25 protein-coding genes and 1 tRNA gene are annotated in these 23,823 nt (G+C 74.7%); 10 read left to right on the plus strand and 16 right to left on the minus strand.

Annotated features, from left to right (window positions below; all coding sequences use genetic code 11):
• The first annotated feature begins 44 nt into the window (after positions 1-44).
• The 3 genes from OG444_RS29310 to msrB all read left to right on the plus strand — a co-directional run bounded on the left by OG444_RS29310 (position 45) and on the right by msrB (position 2,402).
• On the plus strand, positions 45-512 hold the full coding sequence (locus tag OG444_RS29310; protein WP_327264994.1) for an indole-3-glycerol phosphate synthase: 468 nt from the start codon (positions 45-47) through the stop codon (positions 510-512).
• 61 nt (positions 513-573) lie between these two features.
• Entirely contained in the window at positions 574-1,971 is a 1,398-nt protein-coding gene (murC, locus tag OG444_RS29315) for a UDP-N-acetylmuramate--L-alanine ligase (protein WP_327264995.1), read from the plus strand.
• A 23-nt stretch (positions 1,972-1,994) separates the two neighbouring features.
• Complete coding sequence (gene msrB, locus OG444_RS29320; RefSeq protein ID WP_327264996.1) at positions 1,995-2,402, plus strand: peptide-methionine (R)-S-oxide reductase MsrB; 408 nt, start codon at positions 1,995-1,997, stop codon at positions 2,400-2,402.
• Between the two features lie 119 nt (positions 2,403-2,521).
• Here the strand turns inward: msrB and OG444_RS29325 are convergent, their stop codons facing one another.
• Positions 2,522-2,905, minus strand: coding sequence for a VOC family protein (locus OG444_RS29325; RefSeq protein WP_327264997.1), 384 nt, complete (start codon positions 2,903-2,905; stop codon positions 2,522-2,524).
• Between the two features lie 105 nt (positions 2,906-3,010).
• Here OG444_RS29325 and OG444_RS29330 point away from each other — a divergent pair, with 105 nt between their 5' ends.
• Complete coding sequence (locus OG444_RS29330; RefSeq protein WP_327264998.1) at positions 3,011-3,655, plus strand: TetR/AcrR family transcriptional regulator; 645 nt, start codon at positions 3,011-3,013, stop codon at positions 3,653-3,655.
• On the opposite strand, the gene OG444_RS29335 is transcribed toward OG444_RS29330, so the two are convergent.
• Together OG444_RS29335 and OG444_RS29340 are read right to left on the minus strand one after the other, a co-directional pair.
• Complete coding sequence (locus tag OG444_RS29335; protein ID WP_327264999.1) at positions 3,652-4,119, minus strand: hypothetical protein; 468 nt, start codon at positions 4,117-4,119, stop codon at positions 3,652-3,654. The genes OG444_RS29330 and OG444_RS29335 overlap by 4 nt on opposite strands.
• Before the next feature lie 67 nt (positions 4,120-4,186).
• Positions 4,187-4,627 (minus strand): hypothetical protein, encoded by a 441-nt coding sequence (locus OG444_RS29340; protein WP_327265000.1) that lies wholly within the window; start codon positions 4,625-4,627, stop codon positions 4,187-4,189.
• Positions 4,628-4,976: 349 nt separating this feature from the next.
• Between OG444_RS29340 and OG444_RS29345 the strand changes: the two genes are divergently transcribed.
• From OG444_RS29345 to OG444_RS29360, 4 genes are read left to right on the plus strand one after another with little or no spacing between them, the layout of a single operon-like run.
• The gene (locus OG444_RS29345) at positions 4,977-7,355 is read left to right on the plus strand and encodes a sensor histidine kinase (protein WP_327265001.1); all 2,379 of its coding nucleotides are present in this window, start codon (positions 4,977-4,979) and stop codon (positions 7,353-7,355) included.
• A complete protein-coding gene (locus OG444_RS29350; protein ID WP_327265002.1) occupies positions 7,352-7,768 on the plus strand; it encodes a roadblock/LC7 domain-containing protein in 417 nt (138 codons plus the stop codon). Before OG444_RS29345 ends, OG444_RS29350 begins: the two co-directional genes overlap by 4 nt.
• Positions 7,768-8,154, plus strand: a complete 387-nt coding sequence (locus tag OG444_RS29355) for a DUF742 domain-containing protein (protein WP_327265003.1) — start codon at positions 7,768-7,770, stop codon at positions 8,152-8,154. The genes OG444_RS29350 and OG444_RS29355 overlap by 1 nt, the downstream gene beginning before the upstream one ends.
• Entirely contained in the window at positions 8,141-8,743 is a 603-nt protein-coding gene (locus tag OG444_RS29360; RefSeq protein WP_327265004.1) for a GTP-binding protein, read from the plus strand. The genes OG444_RS29355 and OG444_RS29360 overlap by 14 nt, the downstream gene beginning before the upstream one ends.
• Here the strand turns inward: OG444_RS29360 and OG444_RS29365 are convergent.
• From OG444_RS29365 to OG444_RS29410, 10 genes are all read right to left on the minus strand, one after another.
• Positions 8,733-9,653: an NAD-dependent epimerase/dehydratase family protein gene (locus tag OG444_RS29365; RefSeq protein WP_327265005.1), complete on the minus strand. Its 921-nt coding sequence runs from the start codon at positions 9,651-9,653 to the stop codon at positions 8,733-8,735. The two genes, OG444_RS29360 and OG444_RS29365, sit on opposite strands and share 11 nt — an antisense overlap.
• Complete coding sequence (locus OG444_RS29370) at positions 9,650-10,759, minus strand: cytochrome P450 (protein ID WP_327265006.1); 1,110 nt, start codon at positions 10,757-10,759, stop codon at positions 9,650-9,652. The genes OG444_RS29365 and OG444_RS29370 overlap by 4 nt, the downstream gene beginning before the upstream one ends.
• Positions 10,756-12,243 (minus strand): class I adenylate-forming enzyme family protein, encoded by a 1,488-nt coding sequence (locus OG444_RS29375; RefSeq protein WP_327265007.1) that lies wholly within the window; start codon positions 12,241-12,243, stop codon positions 10,756-10,758. Before OG444_RS29375 ends, OG444_RS29370 begins: the two co-directional genes overlap by 4 nt.
• Positions 12,243-12,998, minus strand: coding sequence for a glycosyltransferase family 2 protein (locus tag OG444_RS29380; protein ID WP_327265008.1), 756 nt, complete (start codon positions 12,996-12,998; stop codon positions 12,243-12,245). Before OG444_RS29380 ends, OG444_RS29375 begins: the two co-directional genes overlap by 1 nt.
• The gene (locus OG444_RS29385) at positions 12,995-14,017 is read right to left on the minus strand and encodes a 3-oxoacyl-ACP synthase III family protein (protein WP_327265009.1); all 1,023 of its coding nucleotides are present in this window, start codon (positions 14,015-14,017) and stop codon (positions 12,995-12,997) included. The genes OG444_RS29380 and OG444_RS29385 overlap by 4 nt, the downstream gene beginning before the upstream one ends.
• Positions 13,998-14,447 carry a hypothetical protein gene (locus OG444_RS29390; RefSeq protein ID WP_327265010.1) on the minus strand — a complete coding sequence of 150 codons (450 nt, stop codon included), beginning with the start codon at positions 14,445-14,447 and terminating at the stop codon, positions 13,998-14,000. Before OG444_RS29390 ends, OG444_RS29385 begins: the two co-directional genes overlap by 20 nt.
• Positions 14,448-14,509: 62 nt before the next feature.
• Entirely contained in the window at positions 14,510-17,101 is a 2,592-nt protein-coding gene (locus OG444_RS29395) for a GTPase-associated protein 1-related protein (protein ID WP_327265011.1), read from the minus strand.
• Positions 17,098-17,862 carry a hypothetical protein gene (locus tag OG444_RS29400; protein ID WP_327265012.1) on the minus strand — a complete coding sequence of 255 codons (765 nt, stop codon included), beginning with the start codon at positions 17,860-17,862 and terminating at the stop codon, positions 17,098-17,100. The genes OG444_RS29395 and OG444_RS29400 overlap by 4 nt, the downstream gene beginning before the upstream one ends.
• Position 17,863: 1 nt before the next feature.
• Entirely contained in the window at positions 17,864-18,043 is a 180-nt protein-coding gene (locus OG444_RS29405) for a hypothetical protein (protein WP_327265013.1), read from the minus strand.
• Positions 18,040-18,897: a hypothetical protein gene (locus tag OG444_RS29410; protein WP_327265014.1), complete on the minus strand. Its 858-nt coding sequence runs from the start codon at positions 18,895-18,897 to the stop codon at positions 18,040-18,042. The genes OG444_RS29405 and OG444_RS29410 overlap by 4 nt, the downstream gene beginning before the upstream one ends.
• Before the next feature lie 311 nt (positions 18,898-19,208).
• Between OG444_RS29410 and OG444_RS29415 the strand changes: the two genes are divergently transcribed.
• Positions 19,209-21,269, plus strand: a complete 2,061-nt coding sequence (locus tag OG444_RS29415) for a phosphocholine-specific phospholipase C (RefSeq protein ID WP_327265015.1) — start codon at positions 19,209-19,211, stop codon at positions 21,267-21,269.
• Here OG444_RS29415 and OG444_RS29420 read toward each other — a convergent pair.
• Entirely contained in the window at positions 21,256-21,969 is a 714-nt protein-coding gene (locus tag OG444_RS29420; RefSeq protein ID WP_327265016.1) for a hypothetical protein, read from the minus strand. The two genes, OG444_RS29415 and OG444_RS29420, sit on opposite strands and share 14 nt — an antisense overlap.
• A gap of 73 nt (positions 21,970-22,042) precedes the next feature.
• Here OG444_RS29420 and OG444_RS29425 point away from each other — a divergent pair, with 73 nt between their 5' ends.
• Positions 22,043-22,798 (plus strand): alpha/beta fold hydrolase, encoded by a 756-nt coding sequence (locus OG444_RS29425; protein WP_327265017.1) that lies wholly within the window; start codon positions 22,043-22,045, stop codon positions 22,796-22,798.
• Positions 22,799-22,861: 63 nt separating this feature from the next.
• On the opposite strand, the gene OG444_RS29430 is transcribed toward OG444_RS29425, so the two are convergent.
• Positions 22,862-22,934, minus strand: a tRNA-His gene (locus OG444_RS29430).
• 74 nt (positions 22,935-23,008) lie between these two features.
• Complete coding sequence (locus OG444_RS29435; protein WP_327265018.1) at positions 23,009-23,797, minus strand: CTP synthase C-terminal region-related (seleno)protein; 789 nt, start codon at positions 23,795-23,797, stop codon at positions 23,009-23,011.
• Between the last annotated feature and the right edge of the window lie 26 nt (positions 23,798-23,823).

Below are 23,823 nucleotides of genomic sequence, written 5' to 3' on the forward strand. Positions count from 1 at the left end.
AGGGGCCGGCCGGCCGGCCTCGGCCCATGAAGGAGAGGGCGTCCGTGTTCACGAGCGTTTTGATGATTGAGCAGCCGCTGACCACGGTGGACGTGGACTTCGTCACCACCCTGCACGGGGACGACGCGGTCTCCTTCATCGTCCTCATGCAACCCCGGGGCGACCAGGACCGACTGCTGCGCGCCATCGACGACGTGGCGCTCGGCGAGCTCCCCGAGGCCATCCGCGAGGGCGACGAACCCGAGGGCGAGGCCGCCCTCGGCCCCGCCGCGCACGCCCTCGCGCACTCCCTGAACGCACTGCGCGCCAAGGGCGCCAAGGCCGTCGGGCAGCTCGTCGAGGACCACCCGCTCGACAAACTGAAGTCCGTCGTGGAAGAGCACGGCGCCGACGAGGTGATCGTCCTGACCGCCCCGCACTTCGTGGAGGAGTTCTTCCACCGGGACTGGGCCTCCCGCGCCCGCCACAAGGTCGGCGTTCCCGTGCTCAAGCTCTTCGCCCACAACGAATAGGCTTGGGGCCAGTCAGAGCCTCACGCGCACCCGCAAGCAACACGATCCTGGAGCGACCTGAATGAAGCCCGGCCTGCCGACCGCCATGGAACGGCCCCACTTCATCGGCATCGGCGGCGCCGGCATGTCCGGCATCGCGAAGATCCTGGCCCAGCGCGGAGCCCAGGTCGCCGGCAGCGACTCCCGCGGTGACTCCGAGACCGCCGAGGCGCTGCGCGCCCACGGCGTCACGGTCCACGGCGGACACGCGGCCGGCAACCTCGCCGCCGACTCCACCTGCGTGGTCGTCTCCAGCGCCATCCGCGCCGACAACCCCGAGCTGGCCCGCGCCGCCGAGCTGGGCATCCCCGTCGTGCACCGTTCCGACGGCCTCGCCGCACTGATGGACGGGCTGCGCCCGATCGCCGTCGCCGGCACGCACGGCAAGACCACCACCACCTCGATGCTGGCGGTGTCCCTCTCGGCCCTGGGCCTGGACCCCTCGTACGCCATCGGCGGCGACCTGGACGCGCCCGGCTCCAACGCCCACCACGGCGAGGGCGACATCTTCGTCGCCGAGGCGGACGAGAGCGACCGCACCTTCCACAAGTACACCCCGCAGGTCGCGATCATCCTCAACGCGGAGCTCGACCACCACGCGAACTACGCCTCCATCGAGGAGATCTACGAGTCCTTCGAGACCTTCGTCGGCAAGGTCGTGCCCGGCGGCACCCTCGTCGTCGCCCACGGCCAGGAGGGCGCCGCCGAGATCGCCCGCCGCGTCGCGGGCCGGGAGGGCCTCACCGTCGTCACGTACGGCGAGGAGGAGGGCGCCGACGTCCGCATCACCAAGATCACCCCGCGCGGCCTGACCAGCGAGGTCACCGTGATCCTGGACGGCCGGATGCTCACCTTCACCGTCTCGGTCCCCGGCCGCCACTACGCGCACAACGCCGTCGCGGCCCTCGCCGCGGGCGTGGCCCTCGGCATCCCGGCGCACAACCTGGCGAGCGCGCTCGGCAAGTACACCGGCGTCAAGCGCCGCCTCCAGCTCAAGGGAGAGGCCGCGGGCGTCCAGGTCATCGACTCCTACGCGCACCACCCCACCGAGATGACCGCCGACCTGGAGGCCATCCGCGGCGCCGCCGGGGACTCCCGGATCCTGGTCGTCTTCCAGCCGCACCTCTTCTCCCGCACCCAGGAGCTGGGCAAGGAGATGGGCCAGTCGCTGGCGCTGGCCGACGCCTCTCTGGTCCTGGACATCTACCCGGCCCGCGAGGACCCGATCCCCGGCGTCACCAGCGAGCTGATCATCGCGGCCGCACGCACCGCTGGCGCCGACGTGAGTGCCGAGCACGACAAAGCGGCCGTCGCCGACGCCATCGCGGGAATGGCCAAGCCCGGCGATCTCGTTCTCACCATGGGCGCGGGTGACGTCACGGACCTCGGTCCGGCCATCCTCGCCCGGCTGTCGAGCTGAAGGTACGAGGGAGCGGGAGAGTCATGTCGTACGAGGTCGAGAAGACGGACGAGCAGTGGCAGGCGGAGCTGACCCCGTCCGAGTACCAGGTCCTGCGCCTGGCGGGCACGGAGCCGGCCTTCCGCGGTGAGTACACGGACACCAAGACGGAGGGCGTCTACTCCTGCCGCGGCTGCGGGTCCGAGCTGTTCCGCTCGTCGGAGAAGTTCGAGTCGCACTGCGGCTGGCCGTCCTTCTTCGACCCCAAGGACACCGACGCGGTCGAACTGATCGCGGACACCTCGCACGGCATGGTCCGCACCGAGGTCCGCTGCGCGAAGTGCGGCTCCCACCTGGGCCACGTCTTCGAGGGCGAGGGCTACCCGACCCCCACGGACCAGCGGTACTGCATCAACAGCATCTCCCTGCGCCTGACCCCGACGGAGGCCTGACCCCGACGGAGGTCCGGGGGCGCGCGAGGCGCGGGCCCCGGAACACAGGACACACGGGACACACAGGACGGCCGCCACCGAACCCGGTAGCGGCCGTCCTGTCGTGTCTGCGGCCCGTCTCAGGCCGGGGTGTTCCATTCGACCAGCTGGACGACGATGCCGTTCGGGTCGGTCAGCTGGAACAGGCGCTCGCCCCAGGGCTCTTCGCGCAGGGGCATCGTGATGGGGGCGCCCTCGGCGCGCAGGCGGGCTTCCTCCGCCGCGAGGCCGGTGACGGTGAGCGCCAGGATCAGGCCGGACGCCCGCTGGTCGCGCTGCTCGGGCGGGAGGACCTCGATGCCGCGGCGCAGCAGCACGATGTCGGCGGCGGCGTCCTCGCGGGTCAGGGAGGCGAAGCCGTCATCGGCCATGGCGACCTGATAGCCGAGGTGGGTGCAGAAGAACGCGCGGGAGGCGTCCACGTCGTCGACGGTCAGGGACAGGGTGGAAGTGGTGACGTGCACGCGGCTCCTGAGGCAGGCTTGGGCGAACTTTACGACGGACGTAACTTTAAGCGGACCGCGATGGGTCGGTCAAGCATAATTTTGCTACGAGTGTAAGATTTCCTCATGACTGCCGAGACGGGACTCCGTGAGTCCAAGAAGCAGGAGACCAGGCAGCTGATCTCCGACCGCGCCACCCGGCTCTTCATGGAGCAGGGCTTCGAAGAGACGACCATCGCCGAGATCGCCGCCGCGGCCCGCGTCGCCAAGAAGACGGTCACCAACTACTTCCCGCGCAAGGAGGACCTCGCCCTCGACCACCACGAGGCCTTCACCCGGACCCTGGCCGACGCGGTCGCGGGCCGCGGCTCGGGGGAAGGGCCGCTCGCCGCCGTGGGGCGGGTGCTCCGCTCCGCGCTGGCCGAACACAGCCCGGTCGCCGGATTCACCGGCCCCGACTTCGCCCGTATGGTCGCCGCGAGCCCCACCCTCACCGCCCGCCTGCGCGAACTGCACGACCGGCGGGAGGAGGAGCTGGCCCGAGCCCTGGCGGCCGCCGCGCCGCAGGAGGCCGACGGAATCGCTCCCCGGGCCGCCGCCGCCCTGATCGCCGCGGCCGACCGGCTGTTGTTCCGGCGCATCCAGGAACTCACGCTCGCGGGCCGCACCGACGACGAGATCGAGGCCGCGCTGGTCCCGGAGGCGGACCACGTCCTCGCCCTCCTCGCCGTGCCCCTCGGCGCCTTCGCCGCGCCCGCGCCCGCGGCTTAGACCTGCTCCCCGTACACCCTGATCCCGGCGGGCCGGAGCGCGCCGACCGTCGTCCAGGCCGGCCGCCCCGTCAGCTCCCGTGCCCACGCGTCGAGATCGTCACCGGAGTCGTGGAAGAACCAGGACCCGAAGCTTCCCAGGGCCTGAAGGGCGGGGGCGGGCCGGTAGCGCAGCTCGCAGTGGACCTGCACGTAGTGGTCGTGATCGCCGCCGTCGTCGCAGACCTCGAACTGCCGCGCCAGGTCCAGCGTGAACATCGCCGGGCCGTCGAACGAGTGGGTCCCGTACTGGAACAGCAGGCCGTCGGCGTCAGGGGCGTCCGGTACGTCGAACGGGCGGCGGCCGAAGCGGAGGAAGGCGAGCCAGGCCTCCTCCGTCCCGGGGCCGGCGAGCGCCCGCCGCGCGGACCGCAGTTCACCCTCCAGCAGTCCCACGGCCTCGTCGACCGACGGCCTCGGCGTCATCTCCGCACTCCTCGTCACCACAGTGATGTCCGCCGTGGCGAACCGAACGGCCGGACCTGCGCGCGGGTCAGGTGATGACCCGGACGGAGTCCGGCTTGGGGAAGGGCATCATCGTCCAGCCCGCCGGCCAGCCGCCTTCGTAGGGGTCCCCGGGCTCGATCACCAGCAGCCGGGGGATGCGCCACATCCACCACTGCTCCTCGCCGCCGCGGCCGGGCCATTCGATCGTCGCCGCGCGGAACCGCTCGTCGAGCTCGTCCAGCCTGGGCTGCCGGGCCGACCGCACGCGCGGGGGCAGCAGCGGCCAGACGTCGGCCAGCGTGCTCCGGCACGAGATGTCGTTGTCGAATTCGGGCCCGCACCACGCGTAGCCCTCCTCCACGCCCGCCACCTCGACGCCCCAGCCCTCGAGCAGTGCGTGGAACGTACGGGTCCGGCCGCCCGGCCGGCGGTCGGCGCCGGCCGCGACCATGGCCGCGTGCACGGCCGTCTGTTCCTCCGTGGTCACGAGCACTCCTCCGGCAGGGCTCCGCCTCGTCGCCGTCGCGATCATCTGCAGACGGTGTCCTTCCGGTCAACCGGTTTTTGTCCGGGGCCCGGTGGCAGGGCCGCGCCGCACGTCGCCGGGGGAAGGGCCCGAACGGTTTCGTGGCGCGCGCGAGCCCGCGCCCGACCGGGCGCCCGAACCGGCCGGGGCCGCCATGGTGTCGAGTTCATCGCGGTTCGATTCCGATCCGATCTCTGGCCTGCGATGATTCGCGGCAACTAGCACGCTTCGGCCACGGAAGACATCTATCCGATTCTTCGCCATGTCTGGTTATGATCGCCCTCCCGCCGTCCCCCGCTCGCGAGGACCGATGTCTCCCACAGAACCCGAAGGCATACGACGGCAGTCGACGACCCGTCGGCGGCGTACCGTGCGCCTGCGCACCCTGCTCATCCTGCTGGCGGTGGTCCCCACCGTCGCGATGGGCACCCAAGTGACGTTGACCGCGCAGCGGTTGCTGGCCCAGTCGGAGCAGCTCCGGGCCGACGTGGCCGCCGCCGAGAAGATCGGCGCCCCGCTCTACACCCTCATGGTCGACATGCAGGCCGAGCGGACGGCGACCGCCGCCCAGTGGGCGGGCGCCGCCGGGGCCGACGGTGAACTGCGCGCCCGGCGCGAGGCCACGGACCTGGCCGCCGCCGAGTTCCGCCGGCTGGCCGACGATCCCGCGAGGTCCTTCGGGGAGGTGACCCGGCCGCTCGACAAGCTGGCCGAGTACCGCCAGCGCGCGGACACCCGCAGCGGCACCGCCGACAGCGCCCTGTCCTACTACTCCGGGGTGATCGGCAAGGTCATCCAGGTGTACCAGCAGGAATTCAGCCACGCAGAGGACGCCGAACTCGCCCAGGCGAGCCGGCCCGTGGTCGCGATGCTCCAGGCCACCGAGATGGTGGCGCGCGAGGACACCGTCCTGGCCCTGGCCGGGCCGTCCGGAGACCTGAGCTTCGCCGGCTACGACCAGTTCGTCAGCGCCCTGGGCGCCCAGCGGTACCTGCACGAGGCGTTGATCGTCCCGCACCTGACGGCCAGGGACCAGCGGTTCTACGACCGGGTCGTCGGCTCCCACGACTGGCAGACGAAGACGCGCATCGAGAGCGCGGTCCTCTCCGGGCACAAGGACATCGTCTCGGGCATCCGGCTGCCCGCCGAGATCCGCGGCTGGCAGTCGGCGCACGCCAACTTCTCCGTGCAGATGACCACGCTCAACATCGACCTGGCGCGCTCGGTGCTCACCCGCGGCGAGGCCAAGGCCGACGAGCTGCAGACCGAGGTCGCCTGGCTGATCGCCGGCAGCGGCGGCGGGCTGCTGGCCGTCGTGGTCGTGGTCGTGTTCACCACCCGGTCGGTGCTCCGCCGTCTGCACAACCTGCACGTCCGCACGGTGACCGTGGCCGAGGAGACCCTCCCCGACGTCGTCGCCCGGCTCCAGCGCGGACAGACCGTGGACCCCGGGGCCCTGCCGGCGGTCAGCGGGGACCGGGACGAGGTCGGACGCATCAGCGACGCCTTCGCCCGCGCCGTCGCCGTGTCCGTCGAGGGCCACCGGCAGCTCGCCGCCGAGCGCCACGGATTCGGTCTGTTCGCCTCGGGCATCGCCTCGCGGACCGGAAACCTGGTCAGCCGCCAGCTGAGCCTCACCGAGGACCTCCAGGACACCTTCGGCCACGACGAGGCGCTGCTCGCCGAGCTGATGCGCGCCGACCAGCTGACGGTCGGCATGCGCCGGCAGATCGAGAACCTCCTCATCCTGGCGGGCGGCGAGGTCCCCGACCCGCACACCGACCCCATGCGCGTCGCCGACCTGCTGCGCGAAGCGGCTTCGGAGGTCGAGGACTTCCGGCGCATCGAGCGGCAGGCGCTGGACGAGACCAGCGTGGAACCGAGCGCGATCAGCCAGATCAGCCACCTGCTCGCGGAGCTGCTGGACAACGCCACCCGCTTCTCCCCGCCGCGGTCGAAGGTGGTCATCCGCGCCGAACTGGTCACGGACGGCCTGTCGGTCGAGGTCGAGGACCGCGGACCACGGGTGAGCCCGGAGCGCTACGAGGAGATGAACGGGCGCCTGCACGAGGCCCCGCCGTACTCCGTCCTGGCACAGAACGCGCACCGGCTCGGGCTCTTCGTGGTCGGGCACCTCGCCGACCAGCTCGGGGCGACGGTCACCCTGCGCCGCTCGGTGTACGGGGGCACTTCGGCGGTGGTGATCCTGCCGCAGCAGCTGCTGGTGGCCACCGACGAGGGGCAGGCGCCGCGCGCGTCCGAGCCGAGGCCCAGGCGCGAGCTGCAGGCTCCGCCCCCGGCCCTGGAGTTGCTCCCGGCCCCGGCCCCGGCCGCAGCCACAGCCACAGCCACAGCCGCAGCCGACGCCGCCCTCGTGCCGACGGTCCCGCCCGAGCCCGAGCCGGTCGTGCACACGAGCGCCGGACTGCCCAGCCGCCGTACGAAGGCCCCCGCGGCCCTGGCCGCACCCGCGGCCGCACTCGTCCGCGTACCCGCAACGGCGGCCCGCCCGGCCCTCCCGGAGCGCGTCCCGCAGACCCACATCGCCGAGCAGTTGCGCGAGCCCCGCGCGCCGGAAACGACAGTCCGGCCCGACACCGCGACACCCGAAGAGGTGGCCGATGCCTGGGCGGACTACGAACAGGGGACCCAGACAGTGGAAGAAGAGCTCCGACGGGAACAGCCATGACCACCTCATCGAACACCGCGGCATCCAACGACGCGATCTACAGCGTCCTCGACAACAACCTGAGCAGGATCGCCGGCATCCAGGGAGCCGTGCTCCTGTCCAACGACGGCATCAAGCTCAGCGCCTACCTGCTGGACGAGCCCCAGGCCGAGCGCATGGCGGCCGCGGCCTCCGGCATCGCGTCCACCATGAAGGCGATATCCCGGGACGTCGACGGCGGTCGCGTCATCCGCCAGCTGGTCGAGATGGACGACCGGTACCTCTGCATCGTCGGATGCGGCGAGGGCAGCACCCTCATCGTGGTGACCTCCCGCAAGGCGCGGCTCGGGGAGCTGGGCGGCGAGGCCGTGCGGACCGCCCAGGCGCTCGGCGAGTGGCTGGGCACCCCCGAGCGCGGCCAGCCGTCCGCGTAATGGCGCAGGACGAGCCACCACCACAGCCGCAGCCACCACCCGCACGCCGCCGCCGGACGCGGCTGTACGCCCTGACCGACGGGCGTACGGCCGCTCCGCAGACCGTCCTCACCATGGACACGACGATCACGGCGGCGGACGGCGGCGACACGGACGGCGGCCTGCCCACCGAGTGGCAGGAGATCCTCGCCATGTGCGCGCCGCCCGGCGGGCGGGCGGTCGCCGAGATAGCGGCGCGGATGCACATCCGCCTCACCCCGATGATGCTGCTCCTCGGGGAACTCGCCGACCGCGGGCTGATCCACCACCGGTCGCCCCTGGCGGCCACCGAGACCACCGACGTCCACCTGCTCATGAGAATCAGGGACAGCCTTGCCCGGATATGACACGACCGCCCCTCAGGAACCGGCCCCGGTCAAGATCCTCGTCGCCGGTGGGTTCGGCGTCGGGAAGACGACCCTGGTGGAGACGATCTCCGAGATCGAACCACTGCGCACGGAGGAACGGCTGACGGCCGCGGGGATCGGCGTCGACGACCTCGACGGCATCGAGTCCAAGTCCGTGACCACCGTGGCCATGGACTTCGGCCGGATCACCCTCACCGACGCCGGCGTCGTCCTCTACCTGTTCGGTACGCCCGGCCAGGAACGCTTCTGGTTCATGTGGGACGACCTGCTGAACGGGGCGCTCGGGGCGATCGTGCTCGTCGACACCCGGCGCCTCGACCGCAGCTTCCCCGCCGTGGACTTCTTCGAGAGCCGCGGGCTGCCCTTCGTCGTCGGCGCGAACTGCTTCGACGGCGAACAGCCCTACACCGCCGAGGAGATCGGAGCCGCGCTGCACCTGCGCGATCCGAACACGCCCGTCCTCATGCTCGACGCGCGTTCCCGTACGGACGTCCGCGCGTCCCTGCTCTCGCTGCTCGACCTGCTGATCGCCAGGGCGCAGGCGGCCCCGGCCGCCGTCAGCCGCTGAACCCGGACCGGCCCCCGGTCACCGACGCCAGGTGGTCCGCCAGGTTCCGGTGCGGCACCCAGCCCTGGGACCGGGCCCGGGTGAGGTCCAGGACCACCGGGTGCGCCAGCTGGTCCACCGCGTAGCGGCTGAGGGCCGGCTCGGCGGCGCCGGCCGAAGCCACGGCCTCCGCGATCCGGGCCGCCGCGGCGGCCACCGGCAGCGGGAGGTGCCGGATCCGGGCCCGGACGCCGTGGGCGCGCAGGACCGCGCGGACCGCCGCGTCGCGGCCGTACGGCTCCCCGTCGGCGATGTTGTACGCGCCCGGTGCCCAGTCGGCCGCCGTCAGGCAGGCCCGCGTCAGGTTCTCGACCGCGGTGAGGCTGAGCCGTACGTCCGGGCCGGGCAGCAGCAGGGTGCCCGCCCGGACCCGGGAGAGCAGCCGGGGCAGCAGTGTGGTGTCGCCGGGTCCGTAGACGGCCCGCGGGCGCAGCACCACCGCCCCGGCGGCGAGAGCCAGGGCCTCGCCCTCCGCCTTCGTCCGCCCGTAGGCGTTCAACTGCCCGGCCCGCGGATGCTCCTCGCCGACCAGGCCGCGGTCCCGCCGCGGATCGTAGACGCTGGCACTGCTCACCCAGACCACCGGCCGGCCGCCGGCCGCCGCGAACAGCCGCTCCGTGCCGTCCACGTTGACCGCGCGCATCAGCGCCGCGGCCCGCGAGCCGGGCGCCGGATCGCCGACGGCGGCCGCGCAGTGCACCACCAGGTCCACGCCCGTCAGGTCCGGCAGCTCCCGGGTGGCGTCCCAGAACCGGTGCGTGCCCACCGGGCCGGGCCTGCGGCCCAGACACACCACCTCGGCCCCGTCCGCCGCGGCGGCGCGTGCGACGTGCCCGCCGCAGAAGCCGCTGGCTCCCGTGACCGCGATCACGATCCGGCCCCGGTGGAGCGCGCCCGTACGGTCAGTGCGCGCCAGCCGGGCAGCGCCGCCCCCCTGTCCACCCGGGCCCGCGTCACCACCGGCCGGTACGGGGCCAGGGCGCCCAGCACATCGGCCAGCTGGACCCGGGCCAGCCGGGCCCCGGGGCACGCGTGCGGTCCGGCGCCGAACACCAGCCGGTCCACGGCCGGCCCGGCGGGCCGCAGGGCGTCCGGGTCGCGCCGGTGCGCACCGGCCGCGTGCCGGGCGACCAGCAGCAGCCGGTCCCCGCCCCGCACCGGGCAGCCGCCCACGGCCCCGTCCGCCGCGGCCACCCGGGGGAGCAGCGGTGAGGCCGCGGTGACCCGCAGCAGCTCATCGGCGAGCGCGGGCCGCAGCTCCTCGTCCGCCGCCTGCTCCCACAGTCCCGCGTCGGCGCACCAGGCCACCGCCCGGGGCAGCGCGGCCACGGTGGTGTTGACGGCGGCCACGGCCACCATCGCCGGCAGGACCTCGTCGGCGGAGCCCAGCAGCAGCCGGAGCCGCTCGGTCGCGCGGGCCGCGGCGGCCTCGGCGCGCGGGCGCCGCGGCCCCGGCAGATGGCTCCGTACGGAGGCGGCCGCGGCCTCGGCGGCGGCCTCCGCGACGGCCAGGGGAGCGGCGCCCGAGCCCGACAGCGCGCACACCACCGCACCGGACAGTTCCCGCGCGAGGCCGACGAGGTCCACCTCCCCGCCCCGCTCCAGCGGCGCGAGACGGCGTACGAGCAACGGCTGCCAGCCCGCCCGGAGTTCCTCCACCCCGGCCGCGCCCAGTCCGCCCGCGAGGCCGCGCCGGTCCGCCCGGTGCCCGCCGCCCTCCTGGTCGAACAGCACGCCCCCGCCGCCCTGCAGCGCGGCGCGCGCCGCCGCGCCCGTCGTACCGGCCGCCGTCCGGTCGAGCGGCAGCCGCGTCAGGGCCTCCCGGTAGGCGTCCGGGCCGTGCACCAGCAGGGTCCGGCCGAGCCGGCGCACCGGACGCCCGCGGGTGACGGCGAGCAGCCCGAACAGCACGGGATGGCTGCGCAGGTAGACCCGGCGGTCCCGCCGCCGGGCCCGTGCGTGGGACACGGTGGTCATCGGCCCGGCACCTCCGTCCGGCGCGCCGCCAGCGCGGCCGTCGCCGCCCGGTCCGGTTTGCGCGAACGCCCGGACAGCGGGATCCGGGCGAGGAGCACCGCGTCCGGCCGGGCCGTGCCCATCCGCGCGACCGGCTCCGACAGGGCGGCGCGCACGGCCTGTTCGTCGGCGCCGCGCTGCGGCTGGACGACGGCGACGAGCCGTTCGTCGCCCTCGCCCGCCGGTATCCCGACGAGCACGGCCAGCTCCACCCCCGGCACGTGCAGGGCGGGCTCGTACAGCCCGGGATAGATGTTCTCCGCCCGGCGCAGCACCATGTCCTTGCTCCTGCCCTCCAGGACGATGCGGCCGGCGCCGTCCAGCCGGGCCCGGTCGCCCGTGCGCACCCACGGATCGGGCTCCTCCCCGAGGTAGCGGTGGCGGGCCGCGGGGCCGGACAGCAGCAGCTGCCCGGTCTCGTCCGGCTTGGCGAGCACGCCGGGCAGCGGCGCACCCACCAGGTCCCCGGCCTCCTCGAAGGCCGACTTCTCCCGCGACTCCACCGCGGCGGCCGGGAACAGCTCGGTGAGCGCGTACACGCCCCAGGCCTCGGCCGCGCCCGCCGCGCGTACGCGTTCCAGCAGCCCGGCGCCGGCCGGGGCCGAGCCCGTCCACACCCGGCCGTGGAAGCGGGCCCGCGCGCCCAGCGCGTCCCGCAGCCGGGGCGGGGTCAGATAGGTGTCCTGGGGCCGCAGCCGGTGCAATTGCCGTGCCAGTACACGGGCGTTGCCCGCCGGGAGGGCCACAGCGGCGCCGCGCGTCAGCGCGGGCACGAGGACGAAGAAGGTGCCGCCGAGCACCGGCCGGTCCCCGCGCGCGTCGAAGAGGCCGGCGACGGTGGCCATTCCGGCGGCCAGGCTCGCCCGGGTGTGGACGACGGCACGCGGCCGGGAGGTGGTCCCGGAGGTGAACACGATCACCGCGTCGGCATCCCCGTCCAGGTCACCGCCGGGCGCGGGCACCCCGGCGCGCGGCGCGCCCAGGTCCAGCGCGGGCGCGCAGCCCGGCAGCCGGGGCCCGACCGTGGCCACCGGCCCCAGCTCGGCCAGGTCCGGCAGCGCGAGGCGGGCCCGGCGGGCCAGCGGCCGGGCCCAGCCCGCCACCGCCTGCGCGGCCGCGTCGGCCAGCACCAGCGAGGGCCGGGCCAGGGCCAGACGGGCGCGCAGCACGTCGGGCCCGGCGCCCGGGTCCAGTACGGCCCCGCGCAGCCCGAGCCGCCACAGCGCGAGCAGCACGGCGAGGGCGCGCGGCCCCGGGCGTACGGCGACGCCGACGGTGTCCCCGGCGCGCAGCCCGCGGGCGTGCAGGGCCGCGGCGAACGCGTCGGCCAGCTCGGCGAGTTCGCCGCGGGTGGCGCGTACCCGGGGCGCGCCGGTACGGGTGGCGGTCAGTACGGCGGGCCGCTCGGGGCGGCTGCGCAGCGCGTGGTCGAGGCGGTCCAGCATCAGCGGGGGTCGTCCGTTCCGTGGGTGCCGCTGCCCTGGTCGAGGTACCAGCGGGCGGTGCCGGCGAGCCCGTAGGCCCGCAGGCGCCGCGTCGAGTTCTCCACGACCATCGCCCGGCAGTGCGTGATCCGGTCGGTGTGGCGGCGTACGGCGTTGAGGAAGAGCCGGTCGGTCGGCGAGGGCCGCCGGGGCATTCCGCCGACGGCCAGGTACAGCTCGGCGGTGATGGCCATGTTGTTCCCGGCGTGCATGCGGTACGGCGCCCGGTAGCCGCGCCGGCGGGCGTGCTCGGGCCGCAGCCGGCCGAAGAGCGCCGCGAGGGACACCAGCGCGCCGAACCCGGCCCGGCCCAGCGGCCCGTGCTCGTCGCGGCGGGCCACGACGCGCCCGCACACCAGCCCGGGGCTGCGGGTGAGCGCGCCGCGCGCGGCCCCGGTCCAGCCGGGCCGGGGCAGACAGTCGGCGTCCGTACGGGCGAGCAGGGCCGCGCCCCGGCCGATCGCGTACCGGAATCCGGTGTCCACGGCGGAGCCGACCCCCTTCTGCGGCTCCTCGATCACCTCCACCGGGAACGGCGCGCCGGCCGCGAACGCGCGGGCGACCGTCCCCGTACCGTCCGTCGAGGCGTTGTCCACCACCAGCAGGGTGAAGTCCCGGTCCCGCTGCGCGGCGAGCGCCCGCAGGGTGTCCGCCAGCCGGGCCTCCTCCTCGTACGCGGGCACGACCACCCACATCCGAGCCCCCGCGGCCGTCACGACTTCTCCCAGACCATCGTCATGATGCTGATGCCGCCCCCGAGTCCCACGAACAACACCCTTTCTCCCGGCTCCAGTTCCCCGAAGACCCGGTCCAGCTGGAGCCCGATGCTCGCACTCGCGACATTGCCGAGCTCGGGCACCGTCACCACCAGCTTCCCGGCGGGCACCCCCGTCAGCTCCGCGAACCGCTCCAGGTACGGCACCGTCACCTGGTGCACCAGCACCTTGGCGAAGCCGTCCCAGTCCGTCCCCGTGCGGTGCAGCGTCCGGTCGATGACGGCCGTGCCCACCTTCTCGAAGACGCCCCGCAGTTCGTGCCCGTCGCCGCGGAAGTAGGTGTACTCGTCCCCGCGCGGGTGCCGTGACCCGCCGCCCGGGATGCCCCCGACCTCCCAGTGCTCCGAATGGGTCTCGCAGTCCACGTCGAGGATCCCGCCGCGCTCCACGGCCTCCACGACGACCGCGGCCCCCGCGTCGCCGAAGGTGTACCCGGCGAAACCGTCGCGCAGCTCCACGAGATCGGCCGGGTCCCTGCGCACCGCCCGGCTCGGCGTCTCACCGGTGACCACCAGGGCCCGCCGCGCCCGCCCGGCGAGGATCATGGAGCGGGCGAGGTCGATGCCGTTGACGAAGCTGTTGCAGGCGTTGGTGACGTCCAGGGCGTGGGCCCGCGAGCCCAGCTCCGCCTGCACGATGTGCGCGGTGGCCGGCTCGACCAGGTCGCGGGAGGCGGACGCGAAGAGCAGCAGGTCGATGTCGAGGGGGGAGAGCGAGGCGGAGGCCAGCGCCCGGCGGGCGGCGCCCACCGCGAGGGTGGAGGCGTACACGCCCTCGCCCGCGACACGGCGGGAGACGATCCCGGTGGCCTGCGTCAGCAGCCTCGGCGGCAGCGCCAGGCCACTGCGGCGCGCCACCTCCCGCTGGAGGGCGTCCGAGGACAGCACCTCCTCGGGCAGCAGGCTGCCGACGGCGGTTATCCCGGCGCGCGGCAGCGGATCACACGGCTCGATGAACATGCCCCCACGATGACAAGCCGGGGGCGCCCGGAGCCTGAGTACGGATGCTCAGTCGGGCCCCGCCGCCCGCACGGGCCGTCTGAGTATCCGCACCCCTGCCGGGCCGGGCCGGCTCACCTCGCCCGTACGACGGCCCGCGCGCCGCCCGCCGCCGAAGTTTCCAGCCGTTGCGTCCGCGCAGCAGGCGGCGCACCACCTCGCCCAGCCAGTGCCGGGTCAGCAGGTACCGGACGGTCAGCGCGGCGTCCCGTCCGGCGAAGCCGGCGTCCCGCCACATCTGTCCCGCCCGGTACGCGGGCCGGGCCGGTTCGGGACCGGTGTACGGGACGATCCGCCGGTCGGTGCCGCCCGGCGGGTCCGCGCGGAACGCCGCCCGGGCGGCGGAGAGGGCCAGCGCGAGGAACCGCCACAGCCCGTACCCGAGGCACACGGCGATCCCGACGACGACCGTGGGTGCCGAGGATCCGCGCGATCAGCTCCGGATCCACCATGTCAGGCTCCCTCCCCGCCGGTACCGCGCCCACGCGCGGTGTCCGGCCCGGCGGACCACCAGTCGGGTCCGCCCGCTGTCCGACCCGGTCCGCCGACAGTCCGGCCCGGACCGTCAGCTCCGCCCGGTCCGGGCGGGACGTCGGCGGGGCCGGGGGCCGGGGTGCGGCCCGCGGCGGCCGAGCCGGAGCGGCGCCCCGCGAAGCGTTCGCGCAGGCGGCCGAAGGCCCCCGGCCGCTGCCAGCCGCGGAACTCGTCCGCCCAGCGCCCGCCGAGGCGCGCCAGCGCCTGCTCCACCGCGGCCAGCTCCGCCGCCGCCAGCCCCCGTACGACCGGCCGCAGCACCCCGTCGAGGAGGTCCGTGCGCGTCTCCTGCCAGACCGCTCCGGCCTGTGGCTGGGAGGACCACGCCGTGAAGCAGTCGGCGACATAGCCCGGATCCAGCCGCAGCCGGTCGAGGACCCCGGGCCGGCGCGCCGCGAGCCGGTAGGCGCCCAGCAGCTCCGCGTCGTTGCTCTCGATCAGCGCCCGCAGCTCGCTGTCCGGCCGGTCCCCGGCCAGCAGCCGCGCGCAGAGCGCCGCGTACGCGCTCTCGCGCGGGCCCGGTTCGGGATCCAGCGACCGCAGGTCCAGCGCCCGGCGGACCCAGCCCCCGCCCGCCGGGCCCGCCCGCAGGTTCCGGGCCAGCTCCAGCAGCAGCAGCGACGGCCGCAGCCGGGCCGGGATCTCCTCCTGGAACTCCCCGAGCACCTCCGGCGCCAGCTCGGCCGCGTCCACGTCCCCGGCAGGGGCCCGCACCGCCGCCCGCACGAGCAGCTCCCAGGTCCCGGAATCCCGGTGGACCTGCGCGCCGGTCGCGGCGAGCACCAGGGCCGCCTCGCCCGCCCCGGGCGGCTCCCCGTCCCACACCAGCCGCATCGCGGTCCGCAGGACCAACGGCTCCGCGTACAGCGAGACGCCCGACTGTGCCAGCAGGGCGTTCAGCGCGCCGACCCGGTCCGGGCCGGCCGCGGCCACGACCGGAGCCCCGGCGCACATCCGCAGGTGCGGCCGGGCGTCGGCCGCGGTCAGCCGCAGCCCGGTTCCGTCGAACAACCGCCGCCCCGCCGTCGGATCGCCGGCGGCGAGGGCGTCCAGCCGGTCCAGTACGAGGGCCCGCAGCCCGGGCAGTTCGCTCAGCGCGGCCCGTACCCCCGCCCCGTACGCCCGCTCCGGATCGGCGAGCAGTGCGAGTGCCAACTGCCGGGCCACATCCGGCAGCAGGTCGCTCACGTCCACCCCGAGCACCGAGGCCACCCGCAACAGCCCGGCGGCATGTGCCGGTTCGTCCGCGGGACCGCGGAGCGCCGTCCGCAGGTCCGGTTCCAGCCTCGCGGCGAGCCGGCCGCGGACGGCCGCGCCCAGGGCGCCGGCGGTGGGCAGGTCCGCGGGCGGCTCGCCGGTGCGTACCGCCTCGGTCAGGGTCAGGGCCACCAGCGGCTCGCACACCGCGGGCGGGGCCCAGCCGTCCAGGGCCGCGAGCAGCCGCCCGGCCGCCTCGGCCTCCGCCCGGTCCCGGTCCCCGGCCGGGCGGCCCAGCGCCAGGGCGAGCGCGTGCAGCCGTACGTCGTCCAGGGCGTCCCGGTGCCCCGCGGCCCAGTCGGCGGCCGCCGTCCGGCCGGGGGAGGTCAGGGGAATGCCCGCGGCCAGGGCGAGCGCGGCCAGCGGGCCCGCGTCGTAGGGTCCGGCGGCCAGCCGCCGTACCTCGGCGACCAGATCCTGGCGCTGCGCCTGCCAGACCCGTGCGGCGGTGTCGGCCCACGCGTCCGGCGCCCCGGCTGCGGGGGCGGGGGCGGGAGTGGCTGAGCGCATGGCGTCGTACACCCGGTAGCGGTGCTCCTGCCCGGCGAGGCCGAGCCCGCCCTCGGGCATCACGCCGATGATCTGCTGCCGGGCCAGCTGCGGCCGCCGGGTGTACGTGGTGAAGGTGAGCCACTGCCCCCGCTGGTGCGGCAGCACACTGCACGCGAGCATGATCCAGCGGGCCACCGCCTCGCTGTCCGACTCCACGAGCACGATCTGCGGGGCGTCCGGGTCCTCGCCGAGCCGGCGCACGTCGGCGAAGAAGGCGGCCAGCCAGGGCCCGCGGGCGGCGACGAAGGAGGCCAGCGCCGCCACGTCGAGACGGCCCGGCGCCGGCACGGCCGCCAGTGCGGGAGCACCGCCCGCCGGGGTGGCGGCGGCCCACTGCGGCGAACCCCAGGCGGTGATCGGCAGCTCGCCGACGGCCGGGCCGGAGCCGGCGGGCTGCGGCAGGTGCACCGCGTGGGCGTGGAAGTTGCCCCAGCGGCCGCTGTAGTCGGCGCCCGTGTACACCGAACGCGCCAGCAGCCGGCTGCCGTCGGCCAGCACGTTCAGGCTGAGCGCCTGGGGGAAGGCGGCCAGCTCCTGCGGACCCGGGCACGGCGGCGCCTCCCGGGGCGGTTCGTAGCCGATCAGCTGCTCCGCCTCGCGCAGCAGGGCGGGCGGCACCCCGGGGCTGACGGCGGTGAACCGGAAACCGGAGCCGTCCGGACCGGGAGGGGCCGAGGTGTAGTGCAGTTGGGCGAGATTCATGAGTTCCCCTCCGAGCCGGTACGGCTGCCCGTGCCGGCGGAGCCACCGGTGCGCGGCAGCAGCCCGCCCAGCCCCGGCAGCCACAGCAGCGGATCCTCCACGCGCAGCGGCCGCGGACCCGACTTCGGGGCGTCGGCCGGAGCGTGCGAGGGCAGCGGCGGCCCGTCGTCCGACGGCAGCCGGTCGCGCACCGCCCGCATCTGCAGCGGGTCGTCGAAGCCGAGGGCGGCCGGTCCGGTGGCTTCCGGCAGCCGCAGCCGGTCGTAGAGGTCCTCGGCCAGCTCGCGGTCCCGGCGCCGGGTCTCGCCGCCCATCGCGGTCACCGATGCCCCGTACGCCCGGCCCGCCCTGCCCCGCAGTTCGCCCAGGAGCACCGAGACGCAGGTGCTCTTGCCGGAGGCCTTGGGGCCGAGCAGGGCGGTGATCCGGGTGTCCTGGTCGCAGTAGTCGCTCGGGAAGTCGCTGTGGCAGCGCAGGCGCACCCGGACGGGGGCGGATCCGCCGCGGGCGGGGCAGTCCGCGCGCGATCCGCCCCCGTTCGGCGCGAGGCGTCGGCCGGGGCCGCGCGCGGCGGTGAAGACGGGCCCGCGCATCTTCAGCGCCGGAGGCACGCTCGGTTCCGTGAAGTCGGCCCATATGGTGTCGAGTTCGGCCGGGCAGGGCCGGGCGCCGCGCACCCCCGTGGCGGACATCCGGCAGCGGTACGGCAGCCGGGCCGCCGGGGACCGGTCGAAGCAGTAGGGGCAGACGACGGAGGTCATGTCAGCGGACCACCAGGGAGAGGAGGGGAGGCTCTTCGAGCCGGACGGAGGCGGCGGCGCCGCCGAGGAGAAGACCGCGCAGGGCGTACGGGCGGCCGGGCGCGGCCGCGGTGTCGATCGGCCGCTCCACCGTGCCCGTACCCGTCCCGGTGACCGCGGCCGCGAGTTCGGCCCCGGTCACCCGGCACACGGCCGTTCCGGCGGCCGGGCAGCCCGGGCGCTGGGGGTTGCGGCCGCCGTCCCCCCGGGCCGCGAGGACGAACTGGGGGAGGCCCGGGCCGGCTCACCGCGGGTGAGCCGCACCACCCGCCAGTGGGTGTCCCCGAAGTCCCCGGGCGGCCAACGCAGTTCGATGCCGCCGGGGACGAGTAGGGACTCCAGCGGGCCGGGGTCCCCGGGGTCCGGCCGGTGGGTGCGGACCAGCCCGCGCACCGCGCGCGGGCAGTCGCCCGCCAGCGCCGCCGCCTCCTCGTAGTGGACGCGGGCCCGCTCCGGATCCCCCTGCTCCTCGGCCCGCCCGGCCACCGCGAGCGCGGTGTCGGCGGCGGCCGCCCGGGCGGCCAGTCCGGCGAGGAGGCCGGCCAGCGGCCGGTCCCCGCCCGGCGGCGGCAGGAGGGCGGCCCGGCGGGCGGCGCAGCGGATCCGGTGCTCCAGCACGTCGTCCGGCAGGGCCCCGGCGGCGGTTCGCTGGCCCTCGTCCTGCCGGGCCCGCCCGGCGGCCGCGTGGACCAGGGCGACGGTCTCGGCCGGGTCCACCCCGAATCCGGCGGCGGTGGCCGGCAGATGTCCCTGGGGACGGTCATGGAGCAGGTGGGTGAGCTGGTAGAGCAGGACCCGGCGCAGGGCGGCCGGGTCCGCGTGCCGGATCGCGGCCAGCCGCTCCAGCAGCCGGGCGGCGGCCGGGTCCGGCGCCTCCCGGCGCATCGCCCGCAGCGCCGCGGTGCCCACGTGCCGTCGCCGGCCGGGCCCGGTGACGCCGAAGACCCCGTCGAGCACCCGTAAGCGGCCGCCGGGCGGGACCAGCATCTCGCCCAAGTGGCTTAATCCTAGGGTCTGTTGTGTGGCAAGGAGTGCCCCGTAACCTCCCACCAGCGGCGACAGCGGCATGGCGGAGAGCGCGCGGGACGGCCCGAGGGCATGCCCGAAGTCGGTCCCCGCCATCCGCTCTGCGCCCCCCGTGCAGTGTCTGGGAGGTCATTTCAGCAGATGCGCAGGTCCTTCGGGAGCGCTTTCCGTTCTCCAGGTGTACGGCGCAGTGTCACGAAGTGATCTCCGGCCGGTACCCCGGGACCGCTGTCCTTGGGGCGCCCCTCGACTCCCCCCTCACCCGCAGAGGTCGTCACCCCATGGCAGAACTCAACCGTCGCAGGTTCCTGCAGATAGCCGGTGGCACCGCTGCCCTCACGATGCTGAACGACAGCATCGCGCGGGCCGCCGCCATCCCTGCGCAGGGCGCCACCGGAACCATCCAGGACATCGAGCACATCGTCGTCCTGATGCAGGAGAACCGGTCCTTCGACCACTACTTCGGCGCGATGAAGGGGGTCCGGGGCTTCGGTGACCCGCGGCCGGTCCTCCAGGACAACGGCAGGTCGGTCTTCCACCAGTCGAACGGGACGAAGGACATCCTGCCCTTCAACCCGCAGATCCAGGACCTCGGCATGCAGTTCCTGGAGGGGCTCAACCACGACTGGGCCGGCGGCCACCAGGCGTACAACAACGGTAAGTACGACAAGTGGGTCCCGGCGAAGACGGCCACGACCATGTCCTACATGACCCGGAACGACATCCCGTTCCACTACGCCCTCGCCGACGCCTTCACGGTGTGCGACGCCTACCACTGCTCCTTCATCGGCGCCACGGACCCGAACCGCTACTACATGTGGACGGGCCACACGGGCAACGACGGAACGGGCGGCGGCCCGGTCCTCGGCAACCAGGAGGCCGGCTACGGCTGGAAGACCTACCCCGAGCGGCTGGAGTCCGCCGGGATCTCGTGGAAGGTCTACCAGGACATCGGCGACGGCCTGAACGCAGCCGGCTCCTGGGGCTGGATCAACGACGCCTTCCGCGGCAACTACGGCGACAACTCGCTGCTGTACTTCAACAACTACCGCAATGCCCAGCCCGGCAGCGCCCTGTACGAGAAGGCCCGCACCGGCACGAACGTCAAGGCGGGCGACGGATACTTCGACCGGCTGCGCGCCGACGTGGTGGGCGGCAGCCTCCCGCAGGTCTCCTGGATCGCCGCCCCCGAGGCGTTCAGCGAGCACTCGAACTGGCCGACGAACTTCGGCGCCTGGTACATCTCGCAGGTCCTGGACGCGCTGACCGCGAACCCGGAGGTCTGGGCGAAGACCGCCCTCTTCATCACCTACGACGAGAACGACGGCTTCTTCGACCACGTGGTCCCGCCGTACCCGCCGGCCTCCTCGGCCTGGGGCCTGTCCACGGCGGACGTGTCGAAGGACCTCTACGCGGGCGGCGGCGGGTACGCGGCCGGACCGTACGGGCTCGGGCCGCGCGTCCCGATGATCGTGGTCTCCCCCTGGAGCAAGGGCGGCTACGTCTGCTCCGAGACCTTCGACCACACCTCCGTGATCCGCTTCATGGAGAAGCGCTTCGGGGTGCAGGAGCCCCAGATCTCCCCGTGGCGCCGAGCCGTCTGCGGCGACCTGACCTCGGCCTTCGACTTCACCCGGGCCGATTCCGCGCCCGCCGCCCTCCCGTCCACGGCCGGGTACGTCCCGCCGGACAAGAACCGCCACCCGTCCTACCACCCGACCCCGCCGGCCACGGGCACCCTGCCCCGGCAGGAGGCCGGCTCCAAGCCGGCCAGGGCGCTCGGCTACAGCCCCTACGTGGACGGCGCCCGCACCACCTCCACCGGCAAGTTCACCCTCACCTTCTCCTCCGGCCCCACTCTGGGCGCGCACTTCCACAGCACCTCGGGCAACCGTACGGACGGCCCGTGGCCCTACACGGTCGAGGCCGGCAAGACCCTCTCGGACACCTGGTCCACGAGCAGCGCCACGGGCAACCGGATCGACCTCACGGTGTGGGGACCGAACGGCTTCCTGCGCACCTGGCAGGGCCCGGCGAAGAAGACCGGCCCGGAGGTCACGGCCCGCCACGTCGCGCCCACCGGCAGCCTGGCCCTCACCCTGACCAACTCCGGGACGGCGGCGGTCAACCTCACGGTGACCAACGCCTACGGCGGCGCGCCCCAGATCCTCCGGGTGGCGGCCGGTGCGAGCGTCTCCCACACGGTGGCCCTCGCCGCCTCGGCCCACTGGTACGACGTGAAGGTCGTCTCCGACGCCGATGCCACCTTCCTGCGGCGCTTCGCAGGGCACGTGGAAACCGGCGCCCCGAGCGTCTCGGACCCGGCGATCAGGACCGTCTGATCCGGTCCTCCGGCGCACGCAGCAGCCGCCGTTCCAGGACCGGGAGGTCCGCGGGACGGTGGCTGCGGGCGTAACGGAGCAGGAGGTCCCGCGCGGTGTCCGGCACCCGGCGCCGCTTCGGGTGCCGGGTGGTGAACTCCTCGCTCGCGAAGAACCGCACGGCCCCTTCCAGGCCGGCCCGGTCCGTCTCCCGCACGGCCCAGGCCAGTTCCGCGGTGGCGGCCCCGGCCAACAGGCGCAGCGGGGCCCGTTCGGCGAGGAGCCACGCCGCGTCGCGCGGCTCCTCCCGTACGGCGCCCAGCCAGCCGAAGGCCACGCTCAGCGGCACCCCGCGCGGCGCCGCGGGATCCTCCTCGCCCGCGGCGAGGGTCCCGGCGTACTCCCGCAGCTCCGCGGGCGCCGCGGCCACCCACCGCGCGCGGTGCCGGGCCGGTATCCCTTCGGGGGACAGCGGGTTCAGCAGCCGGTTCGACTCGGGGGTGGGGTGGTGGGCCCCGTCGCCGTCCTCGCAGGCGCACGTGAACACCACGTCGCCGGCCGCGGCGGCGCGCAACCGGCCCAGCTCCCGGACGGCCCGTACCTCGGCGGCCTCGGCGGGATCGGTGATCTCGTAGCTGCGCGGGTGGTGGGGGTGCCGGGCCCCGTCGGCCCGGGAGAAGTCCCCCATGACCAGACGGTCGGTGCGCGATGTCGGGCTCACGGTGTGATGGTAGGCGCGATGGGCATGACGTACGGCGTCGGTTGTCACCACCTCCGTCACCGAGGGAGAACGCATGGCCATCGCCCACCGCAGGATCGGCACCGGACCCGTCCGCGTCATCGTGCTGCACGACTGGTTCGGCACCTCCGCGAACTGGGGTTCCGTACTGGACCACCTGGACCCCGAGGGCTTCAGCTACGTCTTCCTCGACTACCGCGGATACGGCGACCGCCGGGACGTCGCGGGCCGCCACAACCTGGCCGAGATCGCCGACGACGTCCTCGCACTCGCCGACGAGCTCGGCTGGGACACGTTCTCCCTCCTCGGCCACTCGATGGGCGGCAAGGCGGTCCAGCAGGTTCTCGTCCGGGCCCCCGAGCGCGTGGAGAAACTGATCGGCCTCGCCCCGGTCCCGGCCGGGCCCTACGCGATGGACGACGCCACCCACTCGCTCTTCCACGGCGCCGCGACCGACCCCGAGAAGCGCCGCGCCATCCTCGACCTGGTCACCGGCAACCGGGTGAGCCGCCACTGGCTCGACCGGATGGTCGCCCACTCCCTCGCCGTCTCCCGCCCCGAGGCCTTCGCCGGTTACCTCGCGAGCTGGCAGCCGCTCGACCTGTCCGACGCGGTGAAGGGCAACACGGTCCCGGTGCTCGTCCTCGTCGGGGAGTACGACCTGGCGATCACCCCGGATGTGATGCGGGCCACCTGGCAGGCGTCGTACCCGGACTGCCGGATCGTGACGATCCCGGGCTCCGGCCACTACCCGCCGCACGAGACCCCGGTGGCCTTCGTCACCGAGGTGGAGGCCTTCCTCCGGATCTAGCCGGAGGACACACGAAAAAACCCGTGGGGCACGAGGAAACCTCGTGCCCCACGGGATCAACAGGGTGAGTGACGGGACTTGAACCCGCGGCCACCTGGACCACAACCAGGTGCTCTACCAACTGAGCTACACCCACCACGAAGGGCGGCGGACCACCCGTTCGATGTGCAAGCACAGCATAGCCGATCAGAGGGGTGGTCCCGCGACGCGTTATCCGGCCGTGGAGCTGCTTGCGGCCCGGCCCGCGTCCCGGGCACGGGCGCGGACGACGGCGGCCGCGCCGAGCGCCCGGACGATCGGATGCGGCCTCGACCCGTCCCCCTGCAGCTCCGGCTGGAAGAGCGTGGCTAGGAAGAAGGGGTGCCCGGGCAGCTCCGCGATGCGCACCTGCCCCTCCTCGTCGTGCCCCGACAGCCGCAGGCCGTGCTCGACGAGCGTCGGCAGGTGCCGGGGCGCCGGTCCGTAACCGCAGTGGTAGCGCTCCATCGACCGCTCCGCACCGAGCGCGGTCTCGGCGAGCGAGCCGGGCTCGGTCCGTACGAGGCCCTCGTGCCCGACGAGCGAACAGGCGAGCGGGGCGATCAGCAGGTCCGCCGCCCCGGGCTCGTTCTCGGCGTGCGCGACGCCGGTCAGACCGCAGACGTTCCGGCCGTACTCCAGCAGTGCGTGCTGGAAGCCCCCGCACGTCCCGAGGAAGGGGACGCCCTCCTCACGGGCCACCCGGATCGCGGCCAGCGCCCCGGCCTCGCTCGCGTACGGACTCCCCGGGAGCACCCACACGGCGTCGAAGCGGGCCAGGGTCCCGGCGGCGGCCTCGGCCTCCGCATCGCCTGTGGGGATCCAGTAGCCGTCGAGGACGAGTCCGTCGCGGGTGGCCAGGGCGTCGAGGAGGAGGGGGATCCGGGTGTGGGACGCCACATGCGGGGAGCGGTCGCCGACGAGGGCGATCCGGGCGGTCGGCGCGGTCGGCGCGGTCCGTGAGGTCGGTGCGGTGGTCATACCGGCCATCGTGCGACCCGGCCCCG

Origin of the sequence: Streptomyces sp. NBC_01232, from assembly GCF_035989885.1 — a bacterium.
In the GTDB taxonomy this organism is placed as follows: domain Bacteria; phylum Actinomycetota; class Actinomycetes; order Streptomycetales; family Streptomycetaceae; genus Streptomyces.